This window comes from Ruegeria arenilitoris (assembly GCF_013030985.1).
In the GTDB taxonomy this organism is placed as follows: Bacteria; Pseudomonadota; Alphaproteobacteria; order Rhodobacterales; family Rhodobacteraceae; genus Ruegeria; species Ruegeria arenilitoris_B.
Genome location: NZ_WPYP01000013.1, coordinates 90769 through 114942, shown reverse-complemented (window position 1 = coordinate 114942; position 24174 = coordinate 90769). Strand labels below are relative to the sequence as shown.

The following is a 24174-nucleotide window of genomic DNA, read 5'->3' as shown; positions in this document are numbered from 1 at the left end:
TTGGACCTATGTCAGCTTCCTAGGCAATGGGGTCGTTTGTTGAGGCGACTTCTCGCCATCGTCTCGGGCGCGGATCTGGGCTTTGTGATCACCCCCCATCTGACAAGGATCGTGTTGGCAATCATCGGTGCACCCATCGCCGCAAATCTTATTCTGCGCTGGTCCAAACCTCGGGGTTGATCATGTGGATCGGAGCGCCTTCGGCATAGGCGTTCACCTGATCGAATATATCCGCGAATTGCAGATCGAACTCGTCCTCGGTGACAAAGCCGATATGCGGGGTCGCGATCAGGTTTGGATGCGACAATAACGGATCGCTCGAATCGGTCAGTGGCTCGGTATCGAACACATCAATGGCCACCTTGCCGGGGCGACCGGCGTGCAGCGCCTCAAGCAAAGCGCCCGGAGCGATCAGCCCGGCCCGTGAGGTGTTCACAAACAGCGCCCCCGGCTGCATCTGTGCGAAATCCGATACGGTGATGATCTCGCGCGTGTCCGGTTTCAGGCGCACATGGACTGAGACGACATCGCTGTCGGCAAAGAACGCTTCACGGCTGGGCGCGACCAGCGCGCCATCCGCCTGCGCGCGTGCCCGGCCTTCCTCAGACGACCACCAGACAACATTCATCCCGAACGCCTCGGCATAACCCGCAACGGCGCGGGCAATGCGACCATAACCATAGAGCCCCAATTGACGGCCCCGCAGCGTTTTGCCAACACCAGCCTGCCAGTGCCCTGCCTTGACCGAGGCCATTTGTGCGGGCAAGTCGCGTATCCCAGCCATGATTAACGCCCAAGTAAGTTCGGCTGCGGCGTAGGACGGCGTCCCACCATGCATGTTCGAACACAACAACAATCCGTGATCTGTACAGGCCTCAACATCGATATGAGGATAAACGCTGCGCTGGCTAATCAGTTTCAGCTTCGGCAATTTCTCCAGCAAGGCGCGAGTGACTTTGGTGCGTTCCCGGAACAGCACCAGCACCTCTGCATCCTGCAACCGCTCGGCCAGAACGTCAGTGTCTTCGACATGATCCGTCCATACCGTCACCTCATGACTGATGAGTTTTTCAAAGCAAGGCAGGCCACGCAGCGTGTCAAACCAGTCATCCAGAATATGTACGTTCATCGGCTTTCTATACCCTGACCGCAGGTCAGCTTTCTTGGGGTTGGTACAAAATGCGGAGCGTCGAGGGCGGCCAGCGCGTTCCGGACGCGTTCGCTTTGGTCCAGCAGATGGTTGAACTGCTCATCGCACCCAGCGATCGGTGTCGGGTACTCTGCCATATCCCGCCTTAGGACCGCTTGCGCCAACCTAAGTTCCTGACGCGCGATAGCGAGGCATTCCGAATAGTCGTCCATCGTGTCCTCCAATATTGTATACCGAAGTATACCGCGTAGACGACACCTGATCAACTTCCGTTCCAAACAGATTGCGGCACATAAACATGCCCGTCCGCCAACTTGCGCGCGGTCCTTACTAGGCCCGCCGCGTCCACGGAGAACCCGTCGGTGGTGGAGAAGTCCACCAGCACGTCGATTTCGCCGGAGGCGTGCTCCAGCACGACTTCAGCCGGACTTGCAGTGGGGCGATCCAGCAAACCGTCCGCCACTGTGCCAGGCGTCAGCGCGCAGGACGCCATGCATTGCGCGCCGGTGACCGCCATGGTCGGGTGGGTCTTCCACGGCATGAAATACCGCACCGCAAGCGTTCCGCCCTCTTTGGCAGGCGCGACGAGGCCGAATTTGGGAGTGACCGATTTGGACACATCCCCCATACCCATCCGATCCCCGGCCTCAATCCGAACAGCCCCCATCCGATCAAAAAAAGTGTGGTTGGCATCCAACTCTTCAGCGCTTTCATAGCCCGTCAACCCGAAGTCTGCGGCGCGGGCGATGACCATCGGCATTGCAACATCCATGCAAGTTAGTTCAACGCCCTGAACGGTATCGCGTAAGTTGCCCGTGGGCAGGAAAGCTCCGGTTGCCGAGCCCACCACACCCATGAAACTCAGCTGCACCGGCGCTGAATGGCCGGGTACACCAGCGATCTCCGCATCGCCCTCATAGGTCAATTCGCCCTCGGGTGTATTCACCTTGGCCACGACCCGAGCCCCCGTATTGACGGCCCGAATGCGGATCTCAGTTTCATCGCCCTGAGGTACAAACAGCCCCATTTCGATGGCCGCAGGGGCAACGCCGGACAGGATATTGCCACACGTGGGCTTGAAATCGACCAGCTTGTCATCGACCGAGACCTGCGCGAAGAAATAGTCGATATCGGCCCAATCATCCTCACTGATCGACAGCATCGCGACCTTCGTGGTCACCGCCGCGCCGCCGCCGATACCATCGATGTTCAGCGACTGCCCGGAACCAAGAGCGGCGATCAGCACCTCGGCCAGCGTGTCCAGATCCTCGGGCAAGTCCGAGCGGCGGAAATACGGACCTTTTGACGTGCCGCCGCGCATGAAGAGGTAAGGGATTGCGGTTTGGGTCATTTTGAATCCCTCACTTCAACGGCCAGGGCAGGCTGACCATGTCTTGCAACAGACCCGGCGGGAAATCGCGGTTCAGTGCGCCCGCCATCAGGCACATGAATCCAATGCCGCAGGCGGTCAGGATCAATGTCATCTGCCAACTGGCCCCGGCCCGGATGCGGAAAAACGCAATCAGGAAGCCCAGCAATGCCAGGATGAAGCCCACCAACCATGTCACCGCGATCAGGCTGGCGAACCATGCCAGTGTGGACCAAAGACCATGGGGCGCGCCGGCATCCTCACCAGCGATTTCCTTGTCGGCAAAGATTGCGTCGCCCTCGGGCCGCCGCATCATCTGAATCAGCAGGATCACGCAGCAGAACAGAGACACACTGCCGATCACCAGCGGGATGATCTTGTCAGTCATGTTGTAGTCAGGGATCATGTTGGCGTTGACCAAAGCGACGATCAGATAGGCCATGATCACCAGCAGAAAGATCAACGGCGCGCGTTTGTGCCCGGCCTGCACGTCACCCTCAGCCATGATCATCTTGGCCTGCCGGATGCCCAGAATGACCGAGACAACCGTAACAACGATCAGGACGATCACGATGGGGCTGAAGACATACTCCATGCCCTCCCCAAAGCTCTTGCGGAACCGGAACGAGGCGATCTGGAACGCCTGATTGGTGAACTTTTCGACCGGGTTCGACAGTACGAAGCCGATCAGAAAGGCCGGACGCGACCAGTCGAACCGACGCAGAAAGATGCCGATCAGGCCGATCACGAACAGGGCCAGCAGGTCTTCGAAGTTCTGTCCGGATTGAAAGGCCGCGAAGCTGATCAGCATGAACAGGAACGGGGCCAGATAGGTGAACCGGATCGTGGTCAGCTTGGCGATCCCGCCCGAGGCTGCGATGCACAGAATGGTGCCCACCACGTTGGCCAGCGCCAGCAGCCAGACGATCGAATAGGTGATGTCGAGATTGTCCTGGAGCATGCTCGGACCGACTTCGATATCCCCCGACCCCAGCAGAGCGACTGCACCAATGAAGATCGCCATCGATCCTGAGCCGGGGATGCCGAACAGAAGCGTCGGCACCAGACCGCCGCCTTCCTTGGCGTTGTTCGAGCTTTCCGGGCCGATGACACCGCGCACTTCGCCTTTACCGAAATTGCTTTTGTCCTTGGTCGTTTGAACTGAGTGACCATAGGCAATCCAGTCGACAACCGAGCCGCCGAGGCCGGGGATAACCCCGACAATCACGCCGATGATCGAACAGCGGACCGACAACCAGATGTTTGCAAACCAATCCTTCACGCCATCCAGCCATCCAGCGCCCAACGAAGCGCCTTTGGCAATCGACCGATCCTGCCGCAGCAGCGAGACGATTTCGGGAACGGCAAAGATACCCAGACCGACGATGACCAGCTTTAGACCATCCGTCAGGTAAGGAATGTCATAGGTCGCCATCCGAAGCGAGCCGCCGGCATCGGCCTCGCCAATCGTACCCACCATCAGGCCCAACCCAGCCGCGGCAACGCCTTTCAGTGGGATACGTCCGGCCAGAATGGCAACCATCGACAGGCCGAGAATGGTTATCATCAGCATCTCGGGCAGACCAAAGGCCAGGACGATGGGCCGCGCGATCAGGATGAACATAGTTAGGAAGGTCGCGCCAACGAGACCACCGAATAAGGATGACGCAAAGGCAGCAGACAACGCCCGCGCGGCCTCTCCCTTTTTTGCCATCGGGAAGCCGTCAAGCACGGTCGCCTGCGAAGCAGAACTGCCTGGTATCCCCATCAGAACCGAAGCAAATGTGTCCGAGGTCGGAACGACAGCGACCATTCCAATCATCAGAGCCAGACCCAGGATCGGGTCCATGCCGAACATGAATGGCAGCAAAAGGGACAGGCCAGCGATACCGCCGAGCCCGGGAAAGACGCCCACGGCCAGCCCCATGACAACGCCGAGCACAAGATAACCCAGAACGATAGGTTGCAGGATCAGAGCCCACGCATCACCAAGCGCAGGAAGAGCGGTGGCGAAAACCTCCATAGCGGCCGCCTTTCATTCAATTTTGGTAGAATTCAGATGGCGCGGCCCCCGTGTGGGAGGGCACACGCCGTGAAGGGCCAGCTTAGTTCAGCTCGACGCCGTAGGAGTCTTTTAGCCAGTTCAAGACATACTGCTTGGCGTTGTCATCCACGCTCGTTGCAGTTTGCAGCGCTGCCTTGGAGCCGTCGCCCACGAACACAGGGTATTTGCCTACACGCTTGGAGGAGATGTCCGCAAAGTCGCCACGCTCGGTCACCGCCTGGAAGGCCGCGGTATAGGCTTCAACCACCTCTTGCGGTGTGTCACTCGGCAAGAAGGCCAGTTTCTGAACAGGGAAACCCGCAACAAAGAAGGCTTTCCACGCGTCCCATGCCTCGCCGCTGGTTTCGCAGCCATCAGTTGCCTCGCAGACCTCTTTAAAGGTCGGAATGTCCGGGAAAGTCGGATCGCGTACGATATTGGCATCGGCATCCAGCGCACCCCACGTCATCATAGGCACGGCCTTACCGGCCTCGACCAGCGGCGCCGAACCGCCCAGATAACCCGAGGAGGTCTGGTAGTCGATATTGGCTTCACCACGCTCAAACATCAGGCGACCGTCTCCACGGCCTTTGATGCCAAAGACGGGCTCGACATTCATGCCCAGCATCTGCCACGCCAACAACGGCACGAGATCCAGACGGGTCGCACCCTGCGAGCCGTAGATGAAATTGGTATCCTTCAGAGCGTTTGCGGACCCGTCGAACTTGGCCCCGTCCTCGGCATTTAGATAAGCAACACCGCCGGTTCCGGACGCCATGACCGGAATCCAGTCGTTATACTCGTATCGCACGCGCGGGTCGCTCAGCAGATAGGGAAACTGGGTTGATCCAGATGTGCCAAACAGCAGTGTGCCGTCATCGTGGCTTTGCTCCTGAAACCAATTCGCGCCTTTGGTCGACCCTGCGCCGGGCATGAATTTAACCACAACGGTCGGCTGACCCGGCAGCGCCTCGGACAGAAGCGGTGCAAAGAAATTGGCCCATTTAGCAGACCCACCCGTTTCCGAGAACGGAATGACCCACTCGATGGTCTTACCCGAGAAATCGACCTCGGCAGCGGCGGGCGCGGCAAGTCCGGCGGCGGCGATCAGCCCCACGACGGCGCGGCGGGTGAAGTTGGAATTGGCCATTGGTTCCTCCCTGTTGACCAGACAACCACGTCAGCGCTCTCCGCGCCACTGTGATCGCAAATAGAACTGTGGGGTTGATTCCCCCTCCCATCTGTCAATCATGGAGCGCCAACCTTGCGTGAAACTTGCAGGAGCCCGAATGCGGATCGTCATCGTCGAGGATAATGAGACCCTCGCAAACGCTATTGCCTACCGCTTGCGTGATCGTGGTCATGCCGCAGATGTGCTGACGGACGGCGACGCGGCCGAGCTGTATCTGGTACAAGAGGGGGCGGACCTGATCGTTCTGGATATCAACTTACCGGGCCGGTCAGGGCTGAAAATCCTGCGTTCGCTGCGCAATCGGGGGGACAGCGCCCCCGTCATACTGCTGACCGCGCGCAGCGAGACCAGTGACCGGGTTTCGGGTCTGGATATGGGCGCGGACGACTATCTGGTCAAACCTTTCGAGATGGATGAGCTTGAGGCCCGCATTCGCGCGCTGTCCCGCCGCAAACAACTGGACTACGGTGCGCGCGAGACCATCGGAGAGCTGGAATTTGACCGAACTGCTCGGCAGGTCAGCGCAAATGGGCAGGTACTTGACGTGCCGCGCCGGGAAATGGCCGTACTTGAATGCCTGCTGGAACGGCGCGGCAGGATTGTCCCCAAAAGCCAGTTGACTGATTACGTCTACGGTGTGGGCGCGGATGTCGAGGACTCTGCCGTCGAACCCCATGTGTCGCGATTGCGCAAGCGCCTTCAGAATCTTGGCATCCGGATCAAGACGGCTCGTGGCCTTGGATACCTGCTTGAGGTGCATAAGTGATCAGGCATGGTTCGCTCAGGCTTAGGCTGTTCATTCTGATCCTGACGCCTTTGGTGCTGCTCGCAATCCTGCTTGGATATTGGCGCTTCACTGTTGCCCAGCAAACAGCGCAGGAACTTTTTGACGACAGCCTGTTATCCGCCGGTCTGGCGATTTCGCGCGATGTGGCGGTGTCAGAGGGCGATGCCTTGTCGCCCACCACGCGCAGTTTAATCCGCGATGCATCGGGAGGAGAAATTTTCTATCACGTGACCGGACCCGGCGGCATCTACGTGACCGGGTACGCATATCCTCCAGCCTCAGCAAGCCCGCCACAGCAGGATGTTTACCAACCGCAGTTCTTTGAGGCGGTCTATCGGGATGAGCCAGTGCGCGTGCTGAAAATGACCGAACGGGTCACGCTAGGGAATCTGGTGGGGGATGCGACGGTAACGGCATGGCAACGCATCGCGGACCGCAACGCCTTTGCCAACGAATTGTCGATCCGCGCAGCAATCCTGATGGGTATCCTGCTGGCCACGCTCGCCTTTGTCGTATGGTTCGGCGTCGCGCGCGGCCTGCGGCCGTTGCTGGATTTGCAGGACGCCATTGACCTGCGCTCACCCGACGACCTCAGCAAGATCAAACGCCCGGTACCGGTCGAAGTCCGTGGCATTGTTCAGACCCTGAACCGGCTATTCGGGCAGGTCGAACACAGCATCAACGCCCATCAGGTGTTTATCTCAGAAGCCGCGCATCAGCTGCGAAATCCGGCAGCCGCAGTCCAGTCCATGGCCGAGGCACTGCGCGATGCTAAAACGGATGCGGATAAAGACAAACGCATTGTCGAGCTTGTGGCGGCGGCAAAGAATTCGGCCACGGTGGCGGAGCAGCTATTGTCGCTGGAGCGACTGCGGCAACCTACACATCAGGATCAGTTTGATAAGATTGATTTCCGCTTGGTCGTGGAAGAGGCTTGTGCAGAGATGGGCGTACACATCCTCACAAAAGGGATCGACTTCGAGGTCACCATGCCGGAAACGTCGATCATAGCTTCAGGGGATCGAGTGTTTTTGACTGAAGCCATCAAAAATCTGTTGGACAACGCAGTTAAGCACGGCGGCGCAAAATTGAGCCGAATTTCAGTTATGCTGCGCTGTGACGGTGGCTACGTCAAACTAACGGTGGCCGATGACGGAACAGGCCTCTCGCCCGACCAAAGCGAAGCCGCGTTCAGTCGGTTTTCGCAGCTGGAGTATTCCGAGGGCAGCGGTTTGGGGTTGTCAATCGTGTCTGCGGTGGCGAAGCGCCACGGAGGAATGGTCGCAATCAACCACGTCGAAAGAGGAGCGAGCGTTACGCTTGAACTTCCTATAGTCCTCTAATTCGTTTCGAAATTTAACTAGAAACCCGAAGCCCATCACGATCAAATTGCATTATTTGCAATTGTAGCGAGGGTCTGCTTTCCCACGGTCTACGGCCCTTTGCACGAGGCGCAGCATTCGTTAAAATGGACTCGCTGCCGTCATTCTCTGCGCGTTAAACGAAGGGCTGCTTCTCGTTTGCTCAGCCAGAAAATCATGAATTCTAGAGTCTCAGAAATTCAAAACCCCAAGTAACTGATTTTGTTGCGACCACAGTCTCGGCAATTAAGTGATCCGACATCGCCTGTCGGAGTACGTAAATAGTGGGACTGAATTATTGAGACTCCCCTTCCATTGAATTCAACACCTTAAGATTATTGCGCATTTTGAATGCTCCGACGGTTCAGCGCTTCAGCGGCGAAGTCTTCTACAACCTGTGCGACGTTCAAATTCTGATCGAGCAATGGAGGAGACACTACAAAACAAAACGCCCCCACAGTGCTCTGGGCTATCGCCCGCAAGCGCCGGAAACCATGATCCCGATGGATAACAGGCCGATGATGCACTAACAATCTATGTGGACCAGTCAGACGAGGCTGCTCAGTGGCTCCTTTTCGCCCAACTTCGCGCTGGGCCACTCGTTCGCGACACCGCGCAGGCACTCGGAAGATGCTGACCTATGTAGCCTATTGCTCGTTCTGCTATTACTAACGCAGAAATCGCTCGCGCCTGCAGTATGAGAAATTTGGCGGCTCAGCAAATTTCCCGATTCCGCCTGGTCCGATCTGATTGTTAGTGCACGACTGGCCCCTGGTCTACCGGGACAATGGTTTTTAGTGCGGGCGGTCGGTATCCCAAAGCCCGGTTCGAATAGAAGAATGGATCGGTGGCGTCCGGCCGCTGCAATGACCTGCCGGACGCCGCTGTTCCTATGCCGCTTTGGCATCTTCCATGACGGTGACCGCCATGCCTGTCAGCATCGGCATGTAGTAGCTACGATGGATTTTATTGACCTCGGAGGTCAGTGCGCCACGCATGCCAAGCCACATCATCATCTCAACCGATTCCGCGCCTCCGCGCTCCATCCAGATATCGTGCGGGATGTCGATCAAGGCCTGGGGGTCATCCTCGATTTTGTTGAGGAACTCCTCATCCCAATCTTCGTTGGTATGACCGAAGCGTGTACCATTGAGCTGATGCGACAGACCGCCGGTGCCGACCACGGCAACGCGCGCGTCCTCGGGGTAGGACTCCACGGCTTTGCGAAGCGCGTGGCCCAGTTGCCAGATACGGTTGGGCGTCGGCAGTGGATGCTGAAGCACATTGATGTGCAGCGGCACGGTTTTGACGGTCCAATCCGGATCGTGATCAAAGAGAAGCGGCAGTGGAACCAGCAGACCGTGATCCATCACCATTTCCTGGCAGACGGTGAGGTCGAACTCGCTGTCCATAATAAGCGAGTTGGCCAGATGCCAGGAAAAATCGGCATCGCCCTTTACCGGCGGAAGATCCCGGATCCCCCAGCCCTCGTCCCCAATCGGGTACTCATCGGCCGCGCCCATCGCAAAGGTCGGGCACTTGTCGTAGAAGAAGTCGGTGCCGTGATCATTATAGATGACGATCGCGTGCGTTACGCCTTTTTCCTTCAGAAAAGCCTTTGCCGGCTTGTAGCCTTCCCAACACGGCTGCCATTCAGGAGATTGATCGTTTTGGTCGTAGGCAGTCCCGATCGACGGAATATGCGACGAACCAATACCTGCAACTATTTTTCCCATGTTCGTATCCTTTGTGATCTGACTTCGTTCAGGTGTTCTGCTTCAGCGGAACGTTCCGTGTCTTCATGAACTCTTCGACGGATTCACCACGTTGCTGAGCGCCCATAGAGGCAAGCCCGTCACCGGTGACGCCACCAAGTTTGATCAGCATGTAGATGCTGCCGCCGCCTTCCTCGATCAGCGCCTTCACGTCCTTTTCGACGATCTTCTGCTTTTCCCAATCCGAAAGCTTGTAGTTGTTCATGTAGGTTTCAGGATCCGCTTCGAACGCAGCACGGTTTTCGGCCAACCGAAGTGAATACGCGAACTTATTCAGCTGGAGACCCTTTGCCGACCGTTGCCCGGTAAACACGGTGGTGCCCGGAATGTGGTCCGAGTGTCCGGTTTCTTTGCTCATGTTCTTTGCTCCTTTCCCAGCGAGAATTTGAACGGATTCATCGCCCGGTCCTGGTTCGAAGAACCGGGCGGTCGGATTGCAGCCGCCGCAATTTTGGCACCCTTGGCTGCCACTACAGTCGCTGCGCTGGCTCACAGTTCCGGCCAGTAAGCGAAAGGCAGACCCGTATGTTGCTTGGCATAGGAGATCTGCGCGGTTTCATCGGTCACCAGATATTCCAGCTCGGCCTGTTGCATTCGGCGTTCAAAGGAATTGGTCCCCGGGAAGATGTGGTATTTAGCGGTATTTGCCCACGAGAAGCGTTGGGTCTGCACATTCCTTTCCACTGCCAGCCTGGAATACTGATCGAGGATGGAGGAGTCGTCCTTGGTATAGTGCTGGATCAGACCGGCCGAGAGCACGCTGATATCAGCAAAGGCCGAGTTCAGACCCTTTGCGCCTGTGGGCGGTACGATGTGGGCCGCGTCGCCGGCCAGAAACATGCGACCATAACGCTGTTCTTCGCAGAAGAAACTGCGCAGCGGTGCCAAATCCTTCTGGAAGATTTCGCCGCGGATGAGTTCCCACCCTTCGGTTCCCATGCGTGCATCCAACTCATCCCAGATGCGGTCATCCGACCATTCATCCAGGTTCTCGTCATTGGCAACCTGCAGATAAAGACGCTGAATCTCCGGGCTCCGCATGCTCAGGAGCGCAAAGCCCCGGTCATGGTAGGTGAAGAAGGCGACAGGTTTGGATTGCGGCGCCTTCACCATGATGCCCAACCAGCCCAGCGGGTATGTCTTTTCGTGCATCCTGATCCCGCCTTCCGGGAGCGATTTGCGCGATGCGCCGTGATAGCCATCGGCGCCAACCACGAAATCGGCAGTCAGGGTCTTTTCGACGCCGCCTTCCTCATAGGTAACAGTGATCTTGTCGCCATGATGATCAGACACTCCGGTCACAGGGGTCTCGTAGAGTACGTTGTGTCCTACGCTGTTCAGAGCGCCGAGCAGGTCTTTGGTCACTTCCGACTGACCATAAACAGTGACACCCACGCCAATCAGTTTTTCAAAATCGATGAAATGATGAGTATTGTTGATGCCGACCTCGACACCTCGCTGATACATGGATTCTTTCTGAAGCCGCTCACCGACACCGGCACGGACCATCAGGTCGACGGCGTTTTTTTCCATAACGCCAGCGCGAATGCGACCTTCGACATAAGCTCGGCTGCGGTTTTCGAACACGATGCTCTCGATTCCGCGCTGGCGGAGAATCCAGGCCAGAAGAGACCCGGATGGTCCGGCTCCGATTATGGCTACGGGGACATGCATTGGCTGGCTCCTTTTTACCGTAATGTCCGTTGCTCTGGCCGTTCGACGGGAGTTCTCGCGGCTATTCTGCTCAGGTATTTGGAAGGAGGTGTCAGCGACACTTCAAAGATCAAACTGCTCTGCACTACCACTAGGCTGGCATTACCCGTCAGTTTCGATCTCCTCCCAGTACCAAATTGGTGTGCTAAAAATAACGACCGAGAACCATAAGAGCTATTCATGCAAAATGATAATCAATATAGACATCAGTTATGCATATAGCCGTGATGAGGTGTGTGTGAGGAAGCTACTGGAAAACTTTCCGACCGGTTGTTTGATCGATCGGCCTCAAGTCACCGGTTGAATCTCAAACCTCCACCAACGACTTTGCTTTGGCATGATGAACAATCTCGTCAAAACGCAGCTTCAGCCCGTGTGCATCAAGCAAGGTTCTGACCTGATCTTCCAATAGAGTCCGGTAACCCGCATCTTGAGACTTCGAGTAAACTTCCTGAATCTCAGTGGGTTCGTCCTTTAGATAGCCATTCAAGCGGACACACACATGACCTGGCATGTTCAGGAATTCCACTTTGATTTCTGATGTCCCGGCGCTTTTGATTTCTGAAAAAAGATGGTCGATCAAATGTGGGCGCAAATGCATATGCGGCAACAATGGCCCGACGAAAACATAAGTTTTGATCCCGGCCTCATTCAAACGTCGCAGTACATCCAACCTTGCGCTGGCCAGCGGTGCCATCATGTCCAGTTTTCGGCTCAGCGCGTCATCCGTTGTTGCTATTGAAAGCCCGACTTCTGCATTCTCAAGCTCTTGCAGCAGGCTGACATCATCCATGACGGAAGGGCTCTTTGTAAGAATACTGACCCGCCCGCGATATTTGTGCCTGACCAGAGCCTCCAGAACGCCACGGGTCAGGCGGTACTTTCTTTCGACACCCTGATACGGATCAGTAACAGTGCTGATTGAGAGTCGCGGATGTGGTTTCTTCTTTAGCAGGCGATGAACTTCCTTTTCGAACAAATCCACCGCATTGGTTTTCACATAGACATAGTTACCCCAATTCGAGATGCTCTCACCGACAAACCTTCCCATGAAACTTGCGAAACAGTAGCTGCATGCAAACTGGCAGCCTGTATAAGGGTTAATAACAAAATCAGCGCTCGGAACCTTTGTGGATGAGATGATGGTTTTGGCCTCTACTTCGTGGATTTCAAGCACCATGGCGTTGATCCTTTGTTATTCGCTTCCGTTGACAAGGGTGATAGGTGCGCTGCGCGCCGCGGGGTCAGGCGGCATCGCTGACCTCTTCGAGAATTTGTTCCGGCATCGCCCAGATAAGAGCGACTACCGCGTAGCAAATGATCGAGACCCAGCTGGCCGCAAAAGAGGCCACAATTCCGAACAGATAAACAAATATTACCTTGTATCTGTGATTTTTCAGAATCGACCCGCGCAAAACAAATTCATTGCCAGCGTGTTTTGCAATCGAGCTTTGCAGCCCCATATACGCAAGCGCACACATCGACAGAATGCCTCCATACAGTGCCACAGGGAGCGCGGACCCCAGATTTTCATCAACCCAGGACGTCGCGAATGGGATCAGCGAAAGCCAGAACAGTAGATGCAGATTGGCCCACAGAATTTTACCGTTGACCCGACGGGTGACCGCAAGAAGATGATGGTGGTTGATCCAGTAGATTCCAACGTAAACAAAGCTCATCACATAGCTTAGAAACTTTGGAGTAAGCCCCAGCAAAGCCACTGCTGAGACTTCATCTGGCGCTTCTAACTCCAGAACCATAATGGTGATGATGATCGCAATGACACCATCGCTAAACGCCTCCAGCCTGACTGTTTTCATTGTATTTCCACAATTTTTAGATGCACTCGTTGAAGAAGGGGACTGTTCAGACCATTGTTCCCATCAACTAAAATACGGGGCGCTGATATGCGCCCCGCAGATGTTTTTGGCGATCGCGCCTGAGTTCCCTCAGCGAACTTTCAGAATTTTCCGTTGTCGTTCTTCCAGTCGGACTTCGGTGGGATTGCCGCCATGATCCCCCAATGCTGATCGACGTAGCCGTCGTTCAGCCCCAGTAAATCGAAGTAGGCAAAGGGTTTGCCAGCAAATTTTCCTTCGGACATCACCAGAACAAAGTTCCCTTCACCATGTACGGCGTGGATCTTGTCATATTCCATTGTGATGCCTTGTTTGGCGAATTCACCCAACGCCGCCTTCAGCCCTGACACGCCATTTGCGATATCAGGGTGATGCTGGATATAATTGTCGTCTTTGACAAAATTCCCGATCTTGTCGACCTCGCCCTTTACAAGAACGGTGTCGATATAATCGTGTGCTTTCGTTTTGTTCGCTTCGGTCTTATCGGCGTCGACAATTTGGGTAACACCATCAAGCTGGGTATTGCCGCTGGGGTTGGGCTTTGAGGCCAACGGCATCATGTTGTCCCAGTGTTCGACGATCAGCCCGTCTTCGAAGCGAAACACATCAATCACAACTAGTGGGGATTTGTTATTCCATGCGCCGCTGTACAGGGACTGCACGACAGCAAAGTCTCCGTCGGATAGCGTTCTGTAGGGGTTCACGAGTGTCCCTTGGAATGCACCCGATTCCACCGCACCAATCACAGGCGCGATACCGTCAGGAAAATAAGGGTTGTGCTGAATGTACTTGTCCGGATTGACGTACTCTTTCATTGCGGTTGCATCACCAGTCTGGAAAGATTGCAGTACAGCCGCAGCTTTATCGCCGTTGGACAAATCTTGTGATTGGGCAGTCGTCGCCAGCATCACCATTGACACTGCTGACAAGAAAATTCTACGCATTTCGGTTCCTGTTCATTTCAGTTTGTAGAAGCACATGGGCAATCTTGAAACTTCCAGGGAAGAGCTGATCCATGGTCGGTCAGAAACTAAAAAAACTCTCGCCCCGCACCTGTGCGGTTGAAATCTAGACACATCACCATCTTGCGGTTAGTCTGAAAAATATGAAAATTATCTTCCGATAATCTGAAAGATGTTCGACTATCTGCGAGGGATGGCCATATTTTCGGTTGTGGCTGAAGCCGGTAGTTTCAGTGCTGCAGGAAAAAGGCTGGGGTTGGCCACATCAGGCGTCAGTCAACATGTCAGCAATCTTGAAAAGCGCCTTGGAACCACTCTGTTCTATCGCTCAACACGAGCTCTTTCACTGACGGCGGACGGAAAGAGCCTGCTGGAAGCGTCGCAGCGAATGTTGAGCGCTGCCGAAGACGGCGTGAATCGCATCGTTGACTCAGGTCCAAGTATTGTTGGTGAGCTAACAATTACGATGCCGACGTTCATGAACAACACCGAATATGAACATGCGATCTGGGATTTTGCGCGGGAAAACCCCGGTGTCTCCCTGACCGTCATGTACAGCGAACACCTTGTTGATCTGGTGAAGGAAGGTGTCGATCTGGCCCTGCGGCTTGGGGAGTTGAGCAGCTCAAACCTTCGCAGCCGCCGAATTGGAACCTTCAGCCGAACGCTGGTCGGCGCACCTCGGTACCTGGAACAAGTGGGCCCGGTACTGGAAGTCGATGATCTTGCTCGGTGCGAGTTTCTGTCTTTTCAGGGACTTCAGGCCAAGCTTGTACTGACTCGGCGGGACGAAGAGATTTTCTTTATGCCATCCGGTTCACGCATAAGAGTCGACTCTTTTTTCGCAATCCGTTCAGCGTTGTTGGCCGGGTTGGGGATTCATCGCGGGCCCAGCTTTCTATATGCCGACGACATTGCCGAAGGCCGCTTGCAAGAAGTGCTTCCGGACTGGAAACTGCCGAACATGGGAATTTTTGCCGTCTGGCCGGATATTGGCGGGCACAAGGCCATAACGAGAATGCTCGTCGAGCATATCGTCGACAAACACAAATCCATCCAAGCCGAACGCCGCATCGCCCTGTAAATTTTGATCGTACAACAAACTCAGGTGCTGAAGAGTTATCGAAGTTCTTTCTTTGGCGTCTCAGCAAAAAACTAAGACGGCAGAGATCAGAATTTCCCGGAGTTATTCCACTCCTCCGGCGCGAGAATTCTCTCCAAAACGTCCCAGTGTTCAACCAACTTGCCATCTTTCAGTCGGAATATGTCAAATGCCGCATAGTGACCATCACCGCGCTGAAGATGCCCATATGTTACCACGAAATTCCCCTGCCCGATCAGCTTATGCAACTTGTGATACTTCGCAAAACCATGCGTTTCGAGCAGCCGATGAACGTGGTCCTTCAACCCTTCGATGCCATCTTTGGCTCCGGCAGCGTGCTGATCGTATTGTTCCGTCGAAATATACTCAGTGATCTTCTCAAACCGACCGTTCAGAAGGATGTCATCATAGAAACGTTGCACAACCGCTTTGTTTTCAACAGTGCGATCCAGATCTTCGATATCGACCGGACCGTCCACCATAGTACGTCCCGCCGGATTTTCACCCTCATACTTTGCAATAACGTCCCAGTGTTCGATCATTCTGTCCTGATCATCAGTATCGAACAGATCGGCGGTAACCCATTCTGCTTCACCGTTGTTGAGGCTCTGATAGACATGGAGGAATACATTTCTTCCGTCTTCTATAGCCCGGATAACCCGAATGTCCCTGACAGGGTTTCGCTTCACGAACGGTTCAAAGAACTCAGTGAACCCCTCTTTGCCGTCGCCCACGCCAGTGGAATGTTGCGTATAGCGGGCACCCGTGAACTTATCCAACGCTTCACGTATGTTGCCATCCCGGATACCTTCCAGATACAGGCCCTTGGCGTTTGCGATCTTTTTGCTGTCCGGCATAATGTTTCTCTCTTTTCCAAGTCAGAAATTTCGATGTGATTTTGACGCTTGCTTGAGAACCAATTCAGCAAACTGGCACTTAGGGGTCCGATTCTTGGCTTTCCGATCTCAACCCCAGTAAAGGCGCATTGGATTCTCGACCAACAAAGCCTGCTGCTTCGCTGGTGACGTGGCTATTCTGGGTATGACGTCCACCAGTTGGCCGTCATCGGGAGTGTGTGACTTCATATTCGGGTGGGGCCAGTCTGTCCCCCACAGAGCCCGGTCAGGGAAAAGATCGACCAGTTCACGGGCAAAGGGGACGACATCGTCATAAGGCGGGCCGCTGACCGTCAGACGCTCTGGGCAGCTTACCTTGGTCCAAAAGTTCTCATGTTCTGTCATCAGGTGTATGAAGCGCTGAAAATCTTCGTGATTTATGCCCTTGGTTACGTCAGGCCGCCCCATATGATCGACGACAACCGTTGTGGGCAGGCTGGTCAGAAACGGGATCAGCTCTTCAAGATCGGGCGCTTCGAAATATACGACAATATGCCAGCCCAGTTTTGCGATGCGCTCGGCAATCCCCTGAAACACTGACTTGGGCGTGCTGTCGACCAAACGTTTTACAAAGTTGAAGCGGACGGCACGCACGCCAGCAGCGTCAAGATGCTTCAACTCTTCATCTGTGACTGCAGGGTCGACAACTGCGACGCCACGGGCGAGATCCCCGGCCGTATATAACGCATCCACAAGCGCGTCATTGTTGCGACCGTGGCACGATGCCTGAACGATCACATTCCGCGCAAATCCAAGCCGGTCGCGCAGGGAAAAGAGCTTGTTCTTTCCAGCGTCGCAAGGCGTGTATTTTCGCTCAGGCGCGTAAGGAAACTGTTGTGCCGGGCCAAAAACATGACAATGCGCGTCCACTGCTCCGAGTGGTAGTTTGAAGGAAGGGTTCGATGGATTTGGATGAAAAGGGAGATAGTCGGCGTCCATGTTAATGTCCTTCAATCTGCAAAAATTGTTCCGTCGAACAGTTTGCGTGCGGTTCTCAAAATTCCCGCAGTTTCGATTTCACCATTTTCTGACAACTCGACCACAATCGTGGTTTCACCGCTTGGATGTTCGACGGAAAGAGATATGGATGATCCCTGCGGGACTTTTGCCTCAACCGCTGCCGGCGCACCGTCTAGCAGGCAAGCAGTGGCGACACTGACCGCCCCAAGAACGCCAATAGATGCATGGCATCGGTGCGGAATGAACGTGCGGGTTGATATGGCACCCCCGGCTTTTGCCGAGGAAATCATCGTCATTTTGGGGACTGATTTGCTGGAGACATCACCCAGATTCATCAAATGTCCGGCTTGCAGGCGAATGCCTTCGAGCCGAGCTTTCAAGGCCTCATTCCCATCCAGCTCATCGCGGGATTCCGTGCCCTCGATGCCGACATCGCGGGCGCGCAACACGACCACTGGCATGCCGTTGTCGATCAACGTGGCTTGAACCCCATCGATTTCATTTACCGGTTGCCCGGTGGGAAGCAGTGAGCCGCATGTTGACCCCGCTGTACCTGTGAACGAAATCGGAATGGGTGCGGCTGAACCTGGCACACCATCGATCAGTGCCTCCCCGGCATACACCACACGCCCTTTGTGCGTTTGCACCTGAAGGGTCGAAATCTGCCCGGTATTCTCCATGAAGACCGTAACTGGCGTAACTTCATCTTTTGGTTGGACCAGCCCCCGTTCGATTGCGAATGGCCCGACCCCGGCGAGTATGTTTCCGCAGTTTTGCGCATCGGTAACGACCGCCTGATCGACGAAGACCTGTAAAAACAAGTAGTCAACATCGACACCGGGCCGGGTCGATTTGGAAATTATCGCCACTTTCGAAGTCAACGGATCGGCGCCCCCCATGCCGTCAATCTGGCGCGGGTCGGGGGAGCCCATAATTCTCAGCAGAAATGCGTCTCGCCCTGCGATATCTGATGGCAGATCGTCGGCGAGAAAATACCCCCCTTTGGACGTGCCTCCCCGCATCCACATGCACCTTACTGCATCTGATGAAGGCGTTTCAGACATACTTCAGGCCTTTGTCAGCAAGGCAGCTACGCATGTCGTAAATGTCCAGTCCGAGTTCACCGCTGGCCAGGCGCGCGCGCTTGCTTTCTTCGTTCGCTTCGCGCGCCCTCGCCTTGCTCAGCACGTCTGCGGCATCCTCCCGACGAACAACACAAACCCCATCATCGTCCGCGACGATGACGTCACCCGGAATGATGTGAGCTGCAGCGCAGACAACGGGAACATTGACTGAGCCCAACGTCTCTTTGACGGTTCCTTGAGCAAAAACTGCTTTGGACCACACCGGAAACTGCATCTCCGTCAAATCGCGGATATCACGGACACCGGCATCGATGACCAGACCTGCGCAGCCTCTCGCTCTGGCTGATGTGGCCAATAGATCTCCAAAGTACCCATCGCTGCATGGGGATGTTGGGGCCAATACCAATATGTCCCCCTCTTGCAATTGTTCGATGGCTACGTGCAGCATCCAGTTGTCGCCCGGTGGTGCGGAAATGGTGACTGCTGAGGCCGCAACCCTGGCGCCGGGATACACCGGGCGCATATAGGACGCCAAAAGACCTTTGCGCCCCTGTGCTTCATGCACAGTCGCAACACCGCATTCAGCCAACCCGGCTATGACTGCCGGGTCTGCACGCTCAATGTTCTGAACAACCACGCCCATTACAACTCATCCACCGTGCGCGGGTAGATCGACTGGAAGCCCTCGGCGTATTCGGCCTTGCGACCCCCGGCCATTCCCCCTGAGTTACGACGGAAATGGTTGGCGCGGTTACGAGCGACATTGGTGTAGTAGTCCCACAAATGCTCCTGACCCTGCATGCATTCAATCGCCGCGCGCTTCTTGTCCCAGACCGGTGTGATGTCGAGGAACGTGTCCGGTTTCCAGCCCATCTGCTCGGTCTGATGCGGTTCAAACAAATAGAGCTGCGGCGCGCCGAGGACTTTCTCGCCCGGATTGTGACCCCAGGCCTGCGCTATCATCCGGCACTCCATCGCAACACTGGTCGCGTACATGTGGTCGGTATTGTAAGGATCATAAGCCGAGTGGCTCAGCATGAAATCGGGCTGCACCTTACGGATCAGATCCACAACTTCAAATTTCTGCTCGCGTTTCAGTTCAAGCGGGTAGTCACCTGCATCGAAGAAAACAATGTCATGCGCACCAAGAGCGGCCGCGGCTTTTTCAGCTTCGGCCCGACGCGCTGTTTTCACCTGGTCAAGTGTGCAGCCATCCTGCTTCCAAAGCTTTGCTGACTCTCCGCGCTCACCAAAGGAAAGGCACGCGATGGTAACATCAAATCCCCTTTCCTGATGCAGGGCGATGGCGCCACCACAGCGCCAAACGAAATCTGCCGCATGTGCACTGATGACAAGCACACTCTTGTTATCCGTCATGATTGATTCTCCGGAATGCAAGTGTTGGACCACTTGGTTGGGCTTTAGAAAAGAGCCCGGCCGGTTCGGCGTGAACCGAGCCGGGCTCCATCCAGGGAGAGAAGGTTACAGACCGTTCATATTGCACAGCGCATTTGCCGCCTGACCGCCATCCACCGCGATGTTCGTGCCGCGAATCCAGGGCGTCATATCGGAAAGTAGGAAGGCCACGACCGGCGCCACATCTTTCGGAGTTCCGGCGCGATCCATGACCTTGCGGGCTTGTTCGGCTTTCTCACCTAATGTCTCAAGGAAGTCCTTCAGAATTGGTGTTTCCACTGCACCGGGGCTAATGGCATTCACGCGAATACCACGATCGCGCCAGGTCCAACGATGCTGCATGGTCCAAACAACTAGCGCTTCTTTCGCGAAGAAATATGAACGGGCCTGTTCCTTATCGATGTCGTGGCGGGCTACAAAATCAGCGACCTGTCCAAATTCCAGATTTGCCGCTTCTTTGATCTGGTCCACCGAATTTGGCCAGCCCAGCCCCGCCAATGATGCCAGATTGACGATAGAAGCTCCATCAGCCAGCTTGTCGATCATCTTTTCTGTGAAGTACTTCAGGCCAACAAGATTGACCCTGATAACCGTTTCAGCATCGACCGTCGGCGGGACACCGGCGATGTTTGCTATGCCGTCGATACCGTCGGGAAGAGCATCCACCAAAGCATCGATAGACGACTTGTCGCCAAAATCGACCTTGTAGAAAGTATCGACATTTTCAGAGACCTCATTCCGGTCGACACCAAGAACCGTGCCACCGAGTTCTTTGACAAGACGTGCTGTTTCCGCACCGATACCTGAGGCACATCCTGTCACGACGATTTTTTTGTTTGTAAGCATTTTGAATTCACCTTCTGTCGGTATTGAACTTCGGCTTGTTCATTCGATTTTAGGCAATGAAACTCATTCGATCTATTGATGGGTAGTGATATTTATTATGGTTATCTTTTATAAATACATCTTGAGCGCGACCCAAACATCCGCCTCGTGGCAGCAGAGCGTTTACCAAAACCGTTAAGAAAACCGTTTATGTTCCGTTGCTTACGATACGTCCCCGAAACTACTCCCTGCCAAGCTCGTGTCCTCGCCGTTAAAGCGGAAAATCTCAGTGATGACGAATTTGAGCCTTTGCCCAACTGACCAGCCACTTGTGAGATCAAAGTCTCGTTCTTAATCTGAAGGTGATTAATGCGCTTTGGAGTTCACCTCAGAATGCGCCCCGAGTTGGAGTGACAGAATGTCAAAAACATCGCCTGTCCTGTCCGTCATCGTTCGCAGATTCCGCGAAACTCAAAGGGATGCAGCTAACGAGGTCCTTGCCCGTTTCGAGCTGGCACTGAAGTCGCAACCAGGTTTCATCGAGGTTCGGCACAATGCGCCGTCAAACGAATCCGGCGGGACTTTCGCGACCGTTATCTCTTTTGCCACGCTGGAGGATCTGATCGCCTGGGAGCAGTCTTCAGCGCGCAAGGAAATAGTGGAAGAGCTGTCGCAATATATCGAGGGTGAAGTAGTCAAGAACCGGCTCTGGGATCTCGATTCTCTGCTGGGTGGCCTCGGCGCGCGCCATGTCCATCAGAAATGGAAAACCGTGTCGGTCCTGACCTTTTGGGTTCTGGTCGTGGGGGCATGTCTGAGCTGGATAGCCGATCAGATTTCCCCTAATTTTCCAGCTGGTTATCCGCGGACAGTTGTACTTCTGATCTGCAACATCCTTCTAAACTCCTATTTCTTCCTGCCCCGATCGATGGAGCTTTTGCACCGGCTGGAAGAGAAGTACGGGGCGAAGCCATCTGCCTGACGCCGAGCTTCTGTGACACCTACCATGGTGCGAAAACAAGAGTTTAAAAGTGTTCCCCGATTTTTGGGCGGTGACCCGGACACAGAAACCGAGAGCGAATTCATGAATAACGGAAAACTTCTCTATATTCACACAGCTGTCAGAACCGGGCGGCCAATGGTGTCGCACGAAAGCGCAATCGCAGTTGCGGATGCGGGATTAGAGGGCGACAGGTATCTCAAAGGTGACGGGCGTTTTTCCCGTTCGCCCGGGTCCCGCGACGTTACTCTATTCGAGAATGAGGTGTTGGAAGCCCTAAAGAAGGAGCACGGTCTGGAGCTGCAGCCAAACGAGCATAGGCGAAACCTGACGACCGAAGGCGTCGCATTGGCGCAGCTTGTCGGCAAAACCTTTACTGTAGGAGCGGTCACTCTGGAAGGACTTCGCCCCTGCAACACGTGCCGGTTTCTGAATGTCGCTTCACGCAAACAGGTCTCGGTCCCGCTTGCAGATCGCGCCGGGCTGATCTGCCGGGTCGTAAAGGGTGGAACAATCAACGTCTCGGACCCGATCAAACAACGTTGAAACAGGCCCCCGCAACCGAGAATGAGGCGCCATTCGCTTGCATTTCCGATTCAGGATCGCTGCGAGATAGCCAGATGCATAGCCAGCGGGCTTTCACCCTTTTGCACACTGTCCCGCTCAGGGATATTCAACAGTCTCAGGGATTGCATACGAGTTAACAATAGCTCGATCGCCAGCGCTATCTCGATGCGGGCCAGATGCGCACCCGGGCATGCGTGCATTCCGTAATCGAAACTGTAGTTCCGTTGTCGTCGGCGAGTGATATCAAACCGGCCAGCCAGGTTATTCCGCGTTGGGCGAATTCTCCCGGAACTGCCCGTTTTTGGATGCATTCGCTTCACTCATCTTCAGACCAGACAATTGTCGGCGGATCACGAAACGCAAACCGTTCCAGATGCGATGCTGCCACATGTTCCAGTCGTTTTAGGTGTTCGTGGGTATCCGCAAATGTCCTCATTATCAGGGTATTGTCACCCTCTGTGCTGAGCTCAAAGTACCCGTAGCTTAGGCTTACTTTTGCTGTTTCTTTAGTCTGCTCCACATCGACTTTATGTGCGAAATGCTGGGCGAGCTGCTGCAGGTACCGCGACGCCGGGGAAAGGGCGACGCGAGCAGTTGAAGTCAGTTGAGCACTCATAGCAAGAACCCCTCAGGGCCTGTGATGGTATGCGCTTCGGTGAAGGCCAGAATACCGTCGTAACCCAAATTGCGCCCAATCCCGGATTGCTTGAAACCGCCAAAAGGTCCGCGTGAATCCTGTGCCGTCGGACCGTGTGCGTTAAGATAGGTGTAACCGGCTTCGATCCGACGCGAGATCGCAACTGCACGATCCTGGTCTGGCGTCCAAACCGAAGAACACAAGCCATAGATGCTGTCATTGGCTTTGGCGATGGCTTCTTCATCGGTTTTGAACTTCATGATCGGCAGAGCCGGACCAAACTGTTCTTCATGTACGACCGAAAGCGATGGATCGGCATCGTAGACCAATGCAGGTTTCTGAAAAAAGCCGCCACCGTTATACAGCGCCTCGTCCGGCACCTGACCGCATTCGCGCACTTCCGCACCCTTGGCGCGCGCCTCGGCGATCATGTCGGTCACCACCCTCAGCTGCTTGGCATTGTTGACCGGCCCCATAGTGGTTTCCGGCAACAGACCGTCACCAACAACCGCACGTTCACAGGCCGCAGTGAAACCATCGATCACCTCGTCATAGCGGCTCTCGTGCACATAAAGCCGTTTCAAAGCCATGCAGATTTGACCCGATGATCCGAAGGCACCCCAGTACATCCGATTGAATGCATCATCATCCAACACGGCGTCGTCCAGAACCAGCCCGGCATCGTTGCCGCCCAGCTCCAAGGTGACCGGGGTGATGTTGTCGGCGGCCACCTTCATGACGTGGCGCCCGATGGTGGTGGAGCCTGTAAAGTTCACCATGCGCACCAAGGGATGCCCAACCAGCGGATCACCGATGGTCGACGCAGAGCCGGTAAGAATGTTCACCACACCCGGTGGCAACAATCTGGCGATGATTTGCAGGGTCAGACTCGGCGCCAGCGCCGAATTGGCCGAAGGTTTGACAACAACAGTGTTTCCGGCGGCCAGAGCCGCGGGCAATTTGGCGCCCAGGATCGACAGCGGCCAGTTCCATGGGACGATCAGTGCTGCGACACCGCGAGGCTGACGTGCGATCAGTGTGTCAAACGGAGGGCCCTTGATCTGTTCATCGATCGCCATGCGTTCGGCAAACGCGGCGGCCTGCATGAAACGGTCCCCTAATCGGGACATCTCCAGCAGGGTTTCACGGCTGATCTTGCCGTGTTCTCGTGTGAACAGGCGCGAGCGATATTTGACGTCGTCATCATCTGCTGTGAGTTTCTGGGCCACCTCGCGCAACAGCGCCGCACGCTCTCCAAAGCTTAGCGCGGACCAGGCTGGAAACGCAGCATGGGCAGCCTGAACTGCGTCTTCGACATCCCGTTCGGTGGCAGAGGCCGCATGCCCGACCAATTCCTCGGGCCGGGCCGGATTGTGAATGTCGTAGACTCTGCCATCCGAAGCGTCGCGAACCTCACCATTGATGAAAATTCCAGTGGTAATGACCTTATCCATGTTGCTCATGGTTTCGCTCC

The 24174-nt window shown here is 55.2% G+C and carries 24 protein-coding genes and 2 pseudogenes; 7 read left to right on the top strand and 19 right to left on the bottom strand.

What is annotated here, in order from left to right; translation table 11 throughout:
• Nucleotides 1–48: 48 nt before the first annotated feature.
• Nucleotides 49–180, top strand: a pseudogene (locus GOX88_RS23545) (AbrB family transcriptional regulator); the annotation flags it as partial.
• On the opposite strand, the gene GOX88_RS21085 reads toward GOX88_RS23545, so the two are convergent.
• The 5 genes from GOX88_RS21085 to GOX88_RS21065 all read right to left on the bottom strand — a co-directional run bounded on the left by GOX88_RS21085 (nt 149) and on the right by GOX88_RS21065 (nt 5713).
• Nucleotides 149–1129, bottom strand: a complete 981-nt coding sequence (locus tag GOX88_RS21085) for a D-2-hydroxyacid dehydrogenase family protein (protein ID WP_170406648.1) — start codon at nt 1127–1129, stop codon at nt 149–151. The pseudogene GOX88_RS23545 and the gene GOX88_RS21085 overlap by 32 nt on opposite strands.
• Nucleotides 1126–1362, bottom strand: a complete 237-nt coding sequence (locus tag GOX88_RS21080; RefSeq protein WP_170406645.1) for a hypothetical protein — start codon at nt 1360–1362, stop codon at nt 1126–1128. The genes GOX88_RS21085 and GOX88_RS21080 overlap by 4 nt, the downstream gene beginning before the upstream one ends.
• A 50-nt stretch (nt 1363–1412) precedes the next feature.
• Complete coding sequence (locus tag GOX88_RS21075; RefSeq protein WP_170406642.1) at nt 1413–2501, bottom strand: 4-oxalomesaconate tautomerase; 1089 nt, start codon at nt 2499–2501, stop codon at nt 1413–1415.
• Nucleotides 2502–2511: 10 nt separating this feature from the next.
• Nucleotides 2512–4542: a tripartite tricarboxylate transporter permease gene (locus GOX88_RS21070; protein ID WP_170406640.1), complete on the bottom strand. Its 2031-nt coding sequence runs from the start codon at nt 4540–4542 to the stop codon at nt 2512–2514.
• 82 nt (nt 4543–4624) lie between these two features.
• Nucleotides 4625–5713, bottom strand: a complete 1089-nt coding sequence (locus GOX88_RS21065; protein ID WP_170406637.1) for a tricarboxylate transporter — start codon at nt 5711–5713, stop codon at nt 4625–4627.
• Nucleotides 5714–5852: 139 nt separating this feature from the next.
• Between GOX88_RS21065 and GOX88_RS21060 the strand changes: the two genes are divergently transcribed.
• The 3 genes and pseudogenes from GOX88_RS21060 to GOX88_RS21050 form a co-directional block, all read left to right on the top strand.
• The gene (locus tag GOX88_RS21060) at nt 5853–6521 is read left to right on the top strand and encodes a response regulator transcription factor (protein ID WP_170406634.1); all 669 of its coding nucleotides are present in this window, start codon (nt 5853–5855) and stop codon (nt 6519–6521) included.
• On the top strand, nt 6518–7885 hold the full coding sequence (locus tag GOX88_RS21055) for a sensor histidine kinase (RefSeq protein ID WP_367648091.1): 1368 nt from the start codon (nt 6518–6520) through the stop codon (nt 7883–7885). Before GOX88_RS21060 ends, GOX88_RS21055 begins: the two co-directional genes overlap by 4 nt.
• A gap of 392 nt (nt 7886–8277) precedes the next feature.
• Nucleotides 8278–8433: pseudogene (locus GOX88_RS21050) on the top strand (integrase core domain-containing protein); the annotation flags it as partial.
• 360 nt (nt 8434–8793) lie between these two features.
• Here the strand turns inward: GOX88_RS21050 and GOX88_RS21045 are convergent.
• From GOX88_RS21045 to GOX88_RS21020, 6 genes are all read right to left on the bottom strand, one after another.
• Nucleotides 8794–9639 (bottom strand): class III extradiol dioxygenase family protein, encoded by an 846-nt coding sequence (locus GOX88_RS21045; RefSeq protein ID WP_170406632.1) that lies wholly within the window; start codon nt 9637–9639, stop codon nt 8794–8796.
• Between the two features lie 28 nt (nt 9640–9667).
• Nucleotides 9668–10036 (bottom strand): protocatechuate 3,4-dioxygenase, encoded by a 369-nt coding sequence (locus tag GOX88_RS21040; protein WP_170406630.1) that lies wholly within the window; start codon nt 10034–10036, stop codon nt 9668–9670.
• Between the two features lie 131 nt (nt 10037–10167).
• Complete coding sequence (locus GOX88_RS21035; RefSeq protein ID WP_170406628.1) at nt 10168–11352, bottom strand: 4-hydroxybenzoate 3-monooxygenase; 1185 nt, start codon at nt 11350–11352, stop codon at nt 10168–10170.
• Nucleotides 11353–11698: 346 nt separating this feature from the next.
• Nucleotides 11699–12571: an SPL family radical SAM protein gene (locus tag GOX88_RS21030; protein WP_170406625.1), complete on the bottom strand. Its 873-nt coding sequence runs from the start codon at nt 12569–12571 to the stop codon at nt 11699–11701.
• Between the two features lie 64 nt (nt 12572–12635).
• Entirely contained in the window at nt 12636–13211 is a 576-nt protein-coding gene (locus tag GOX88_RS21025) for a TMEM175 family protein (protein WP_170406622.1), read from the bottom strand.
• A gap of 140 nt (nt 13212–13351) precedes the next feature.
• Complete coding sequence (locus GOX88_RS21020) at nt 13352–14164, bottom strand: nuclear transport factor 2 family protein (RefSeq protein ID WP_170406620.1); 813 nt, start codon at nt 14162–14164, stop codon at nt 13352–13354.
• Between the two features lie 220 nt (nt 14165–14384).
• On the opposite strand from GOX88_RS21020, the gene GOX88_RS21015 reads away from it, so the two are divergent.
• Nucleotides 14385–15296 carry a LysR family transcriptional regulator gene (locus GOX88_RS21015; protein WP_170406615.1) on the top strand — a complete coding sequence of 304 codons (912 nt, stop codon included), beginning with the start codon at nt 14385–14387 and terminating at the stop codon, nt 15294–15296.
• An 86-nt stretch (nt 15297–15382) separates the two neighbouring features.
• Here GOX88_RS21015 and GOX88_RS21010 read toward each other — a convergent pair whose 3' ends face one another.
• The 6 genes from GOX88_RS21010 to GOX88_RS20985 form a co-directional block, all read right to left on the bottom strand.
• Nucleotides 15383–16171 (bottom strand): nuclear transport factor 2 family protein, encoded by a 789-nt coding sequence (locus GOX88_RS21010; protein ID WP_170406612.1) that lies wholly within the window; start codon nt 16169–16171, stop codon nt 15383–15385.
• Between the two features lie 108 nt (nt 16172–16279).
• Nucleotides 16280–17149: an amidohydrolase family protein gene (locus tag GOX88_RS21005; protein ID WP_170406609.1), complete on the bottom strand. Its 870-nt coding sequence runs from the start codon at nt 17147–17149 to the stop codon at nt 16280–16282.
• 11 nt (nt 17150–17160) lie between these two features.
• On the bottom strand, nt 17161–18234 hold the full coding sequence (locus GOX88_RS21000) for a 4-oxalomesaconate tautomerase (protein ID WP_217354278.1): 1074 nt from the start codon (nt 18232–18234) through the stop codon (nt 17161–17163).
• Complete coding sequence (ligK, locus tag GOX88_RS20995; RefSeq protein WP_170406606.1) at nt 18227–18898, bottom strand: 4-carboxy-4-hydroxy-2-oxoadipate aldolase/oxaloacetate decarboxylase; 672 nt, start codon at nt 18896–18898, stop codon at nt 18227–18229. The genes GOX88_RS21000 and ligK overlap by 8 nt, the downstream gene beginning before the upstream one ends.
• Nucleotides 18898–19632: a PIG-L deacetylase family protein gene (locus GOX88_RS20990; RefSeq protein ID WP_170406603.1), complete on the bottom strand. Its 735-nt coding sequence runs from the start codon at nt 19630–19632 to the stop codon at nt 18898–18900. Before GOX88_RS20990 ends, ligK begins: the two co-directional genes overlap by 1 nt.
• A 105-nt stretch (nt 19633–19737) precedes the next feature.
• Nucleotides 19738–20517, bottom strand: coding sequence for a coniferyl-alcohol dehydrogenase (locus GOX88_RS20985; protein ID WP_170406600.1), 780 nt, complete (start codon nt 20515–20517; stop codon nt 19738–19740).
• Between the two features lie 397 nt (nt 20518–20914).
• On the opposite strand from GOX88_RS20985, the gene GOX88_RS20980 reads away from it, so the two are divergent.
• Both GOX88_RS20980 and GOX88_RS20975 read left to right on the top strand, forming a co-directional pair.
• Nucleotides 20915–21478: a hypothetical protein gene (locus GOX88_RS20980; protein ID WP_170406597.1), complete on the top strand. Its 564-nt coding sequence runs from the start codon at nt 20915–20917 to the stop codon at nt 21476–21478.
• A gap of 102 nt (nt 21479–21580) precedes the next feature.
• Nucleotides 21581–22042, top strand: coding sequence for an MOSC domain-containing protein (locus tag GOX88_RS20975; RefSeq protein ID WP_170406594.1), 462 nt, complete (start codon nt 21581–21583; stop codon nt 22040–22042).
• Between the two features lie 337 nt (nt 22043–22379).
• On the opposite strand, the gene GOX88_RS20970 is transcribed toward GOX88_RS20975, so the two are convergent.
• Nucleotides 22380–22679 carry a DUF2218 domain-containing protein gene (locus tag GOX88_RS20970; protein ID WP_170406591.1) on the bottom strand — a complete coding sequence of 100 codons (300 nt, stop codon included), beginning with the start codon at nt 22677–22679 and terminating at the stop codon, nt 22380–22382.
• On the bottom strand, nt 22676–24163 hold the full coding sequence (locus tag GOX88_RS20965; protein ID WP_170406589.1) for an aldehyde dehydrogenase family protein: 1488 nt from the start codon (nt 24161–24163) through the stop codon (nt 22676–22678). Before GOX88_RS20965 ends, GOX88_RS20970 begins: the two co-directional genes overlap by 4 nt.
• Nucleotides 24164–24174: the final 11 nt, after the last annotated feature.

Bases quoted from the DNA above. Each gene is read 5' to 3' on its own strand.
- GOX88_RS21085 (WP_170406648.1), bottom strand. From the start codon at position 1,129: ATGAACGTACATATTCTGGATGACTGGTTTGACACGCTGCGTGGCCTG.
- GOX88_RS21080 (WP_170406645.1), bottom strand. From the start codon at position 1,362: ATGGACGACTATTCGGAATGCCTCGCTATCGCGCGTCAGGAACTTAGG.
- GOX88_RS21075 (WP_170406642.1), bottom strand. From the start codon at position 2,501: ATGACCCAAACCGCAATCCCTTACCTCTTCATGCGCGGCGGCACGTCA.
- GOX88_RS21070 (WP_170406640.1), bottom strand. From the start codon at position 4,542: ATGGAGGTTTTCGCCACCGCTCTTCCTGCGCTTGGTGATGCGTGGGCT.
- GOX88_RS21065 (WP_170406637.1), bottom strand. From the start codon at position 5,713: ATGGCCAATTCCAACTTCACCCGCCGCGCCGTCGTGGGGCTGATCGCC.
- GOX88_RS21060 (WP_170406634.1), top strand. From the start codon at position 5,853: ATGCGGATCGTCATCGTCGAGGATAATGAGACCCTCGCAAACGCTATT.
- GOX88_RS21045 (WP_170406632.1), bottom strand. From the start codon at position 9,639: ATGGGAAAAATAGTTGCAGGTATTGGTTCGTCGCATATTCCGTCGATC.
- GOX88_RS21040 (WP_170406630.1), bottom strand. From the start codon at position 10,036: ATGAGCAAAGAAACCGGACACTCGGACCACATTCCGGGCACCACCGTG.
- GOX88_RS21035 (WP_170406628.1), bottom strand. From the start codon at position 11,352: ATGCATGTCCCCGTAGCCATAATCGGAGCCGGACCATCCGGGTCTCTT.
- GOX88_RS21030 (WP_170406625.1), bottom strand. From the start codon at position 12,571: ATGGTGCTTGAAATCCACGAAGTAGAGGCCAAAACCATCATCTCATCC.
- GOX88_RS21025 (WP_170406622.1), bottom strand. From the start codon at position 13,211: ATGAAAACAGTCAGGCTGGAGGCGTTTAGCGATGGTGTCATTGCGATC.
- GOX88_RS21020 (WP_170406620.1), bottom strand. From the start codon at position 14,164: ATGGTGATGCTGGCGACGACTGCCCAATCACAAGATTTGTCCAACGGC.
- GOX88_RS21015 (WP_170406615.1), top strand. From the start codon at position 14,385: ATGTTCGACTATCTGCGAGGGATGGCCATATTTTCGGTTGTGGCTGAA.
- GOX88_RS21010 (WP_170406612.1), bottom strand. From the start codon at position 16,171: ATGCCGGACAGCAAAAAGATCGCAAACGCCAAGGGCCTGTATCTGGAA.
- GOX88_RS21005 (WP_170406609.1), bottom strand. From the start codon at position 17,149: ATGGACGCCGACTATCTCCCTTTTCATCCAAATCCATCGAACCCTTCC.
- GOX88_RS21000 (WP_217354278.1), bottom strand. From the start codon at position 18,234: ATGTCTGAAACGCCTTCATCAGATGCAGTAAGGTGCATGTGGATGCGG.
- ligK (WP_170406606.1), bottom strand. From the start codon at position 18,898: ATGGGCGTGGTTGTTCAGAACATTGAGCGTGCAGACCCGGCAGTCATA.
- GOX88_RS20990 (WP_170406603.1), bottom strand. From the start codon at position 19,632: ATGACGGATAACAAGAGTGTGCTTGTCATCAGTGCACATGCGGCAGAT.
- GOX88_RS20985 (WP_170406600.1), bottom strand. From the start codon at position 20,517: ATGCTTACAAACAAAAAAATCGTCGTGACAGGATGTGCCTCAGGTATC.
- GOX88_RS20980 (WP_170406597.1), top strand. From the start codon at position 20,915: ATGTCAAAAACATCGCCTGTCCTGTCCGTCATCGTTCGCAGATTCCGC.
- GOX88_RS20975 (WP_170406594.1), top strand. From the start codon at position 21,581: ATGAATAACGGAAAACTTCTCTATATTCACACAGCTGTCAGAACCGGG.
- GOX88_RS20970 (WP_170406591.1), bottom strand. From the start codon at position 22,679: ATGAGTGCTCAACTGACTTCAACTGCTCGCGTCGCCCTTTCCCCGGCG.
- GOX88_RS20965 (WP_170406589.1), bottom strand. From the start codon at position 24,163: ATGAGCAACATGGATAAGGTCATTACCACTGGAATTTTCATCAATGGT.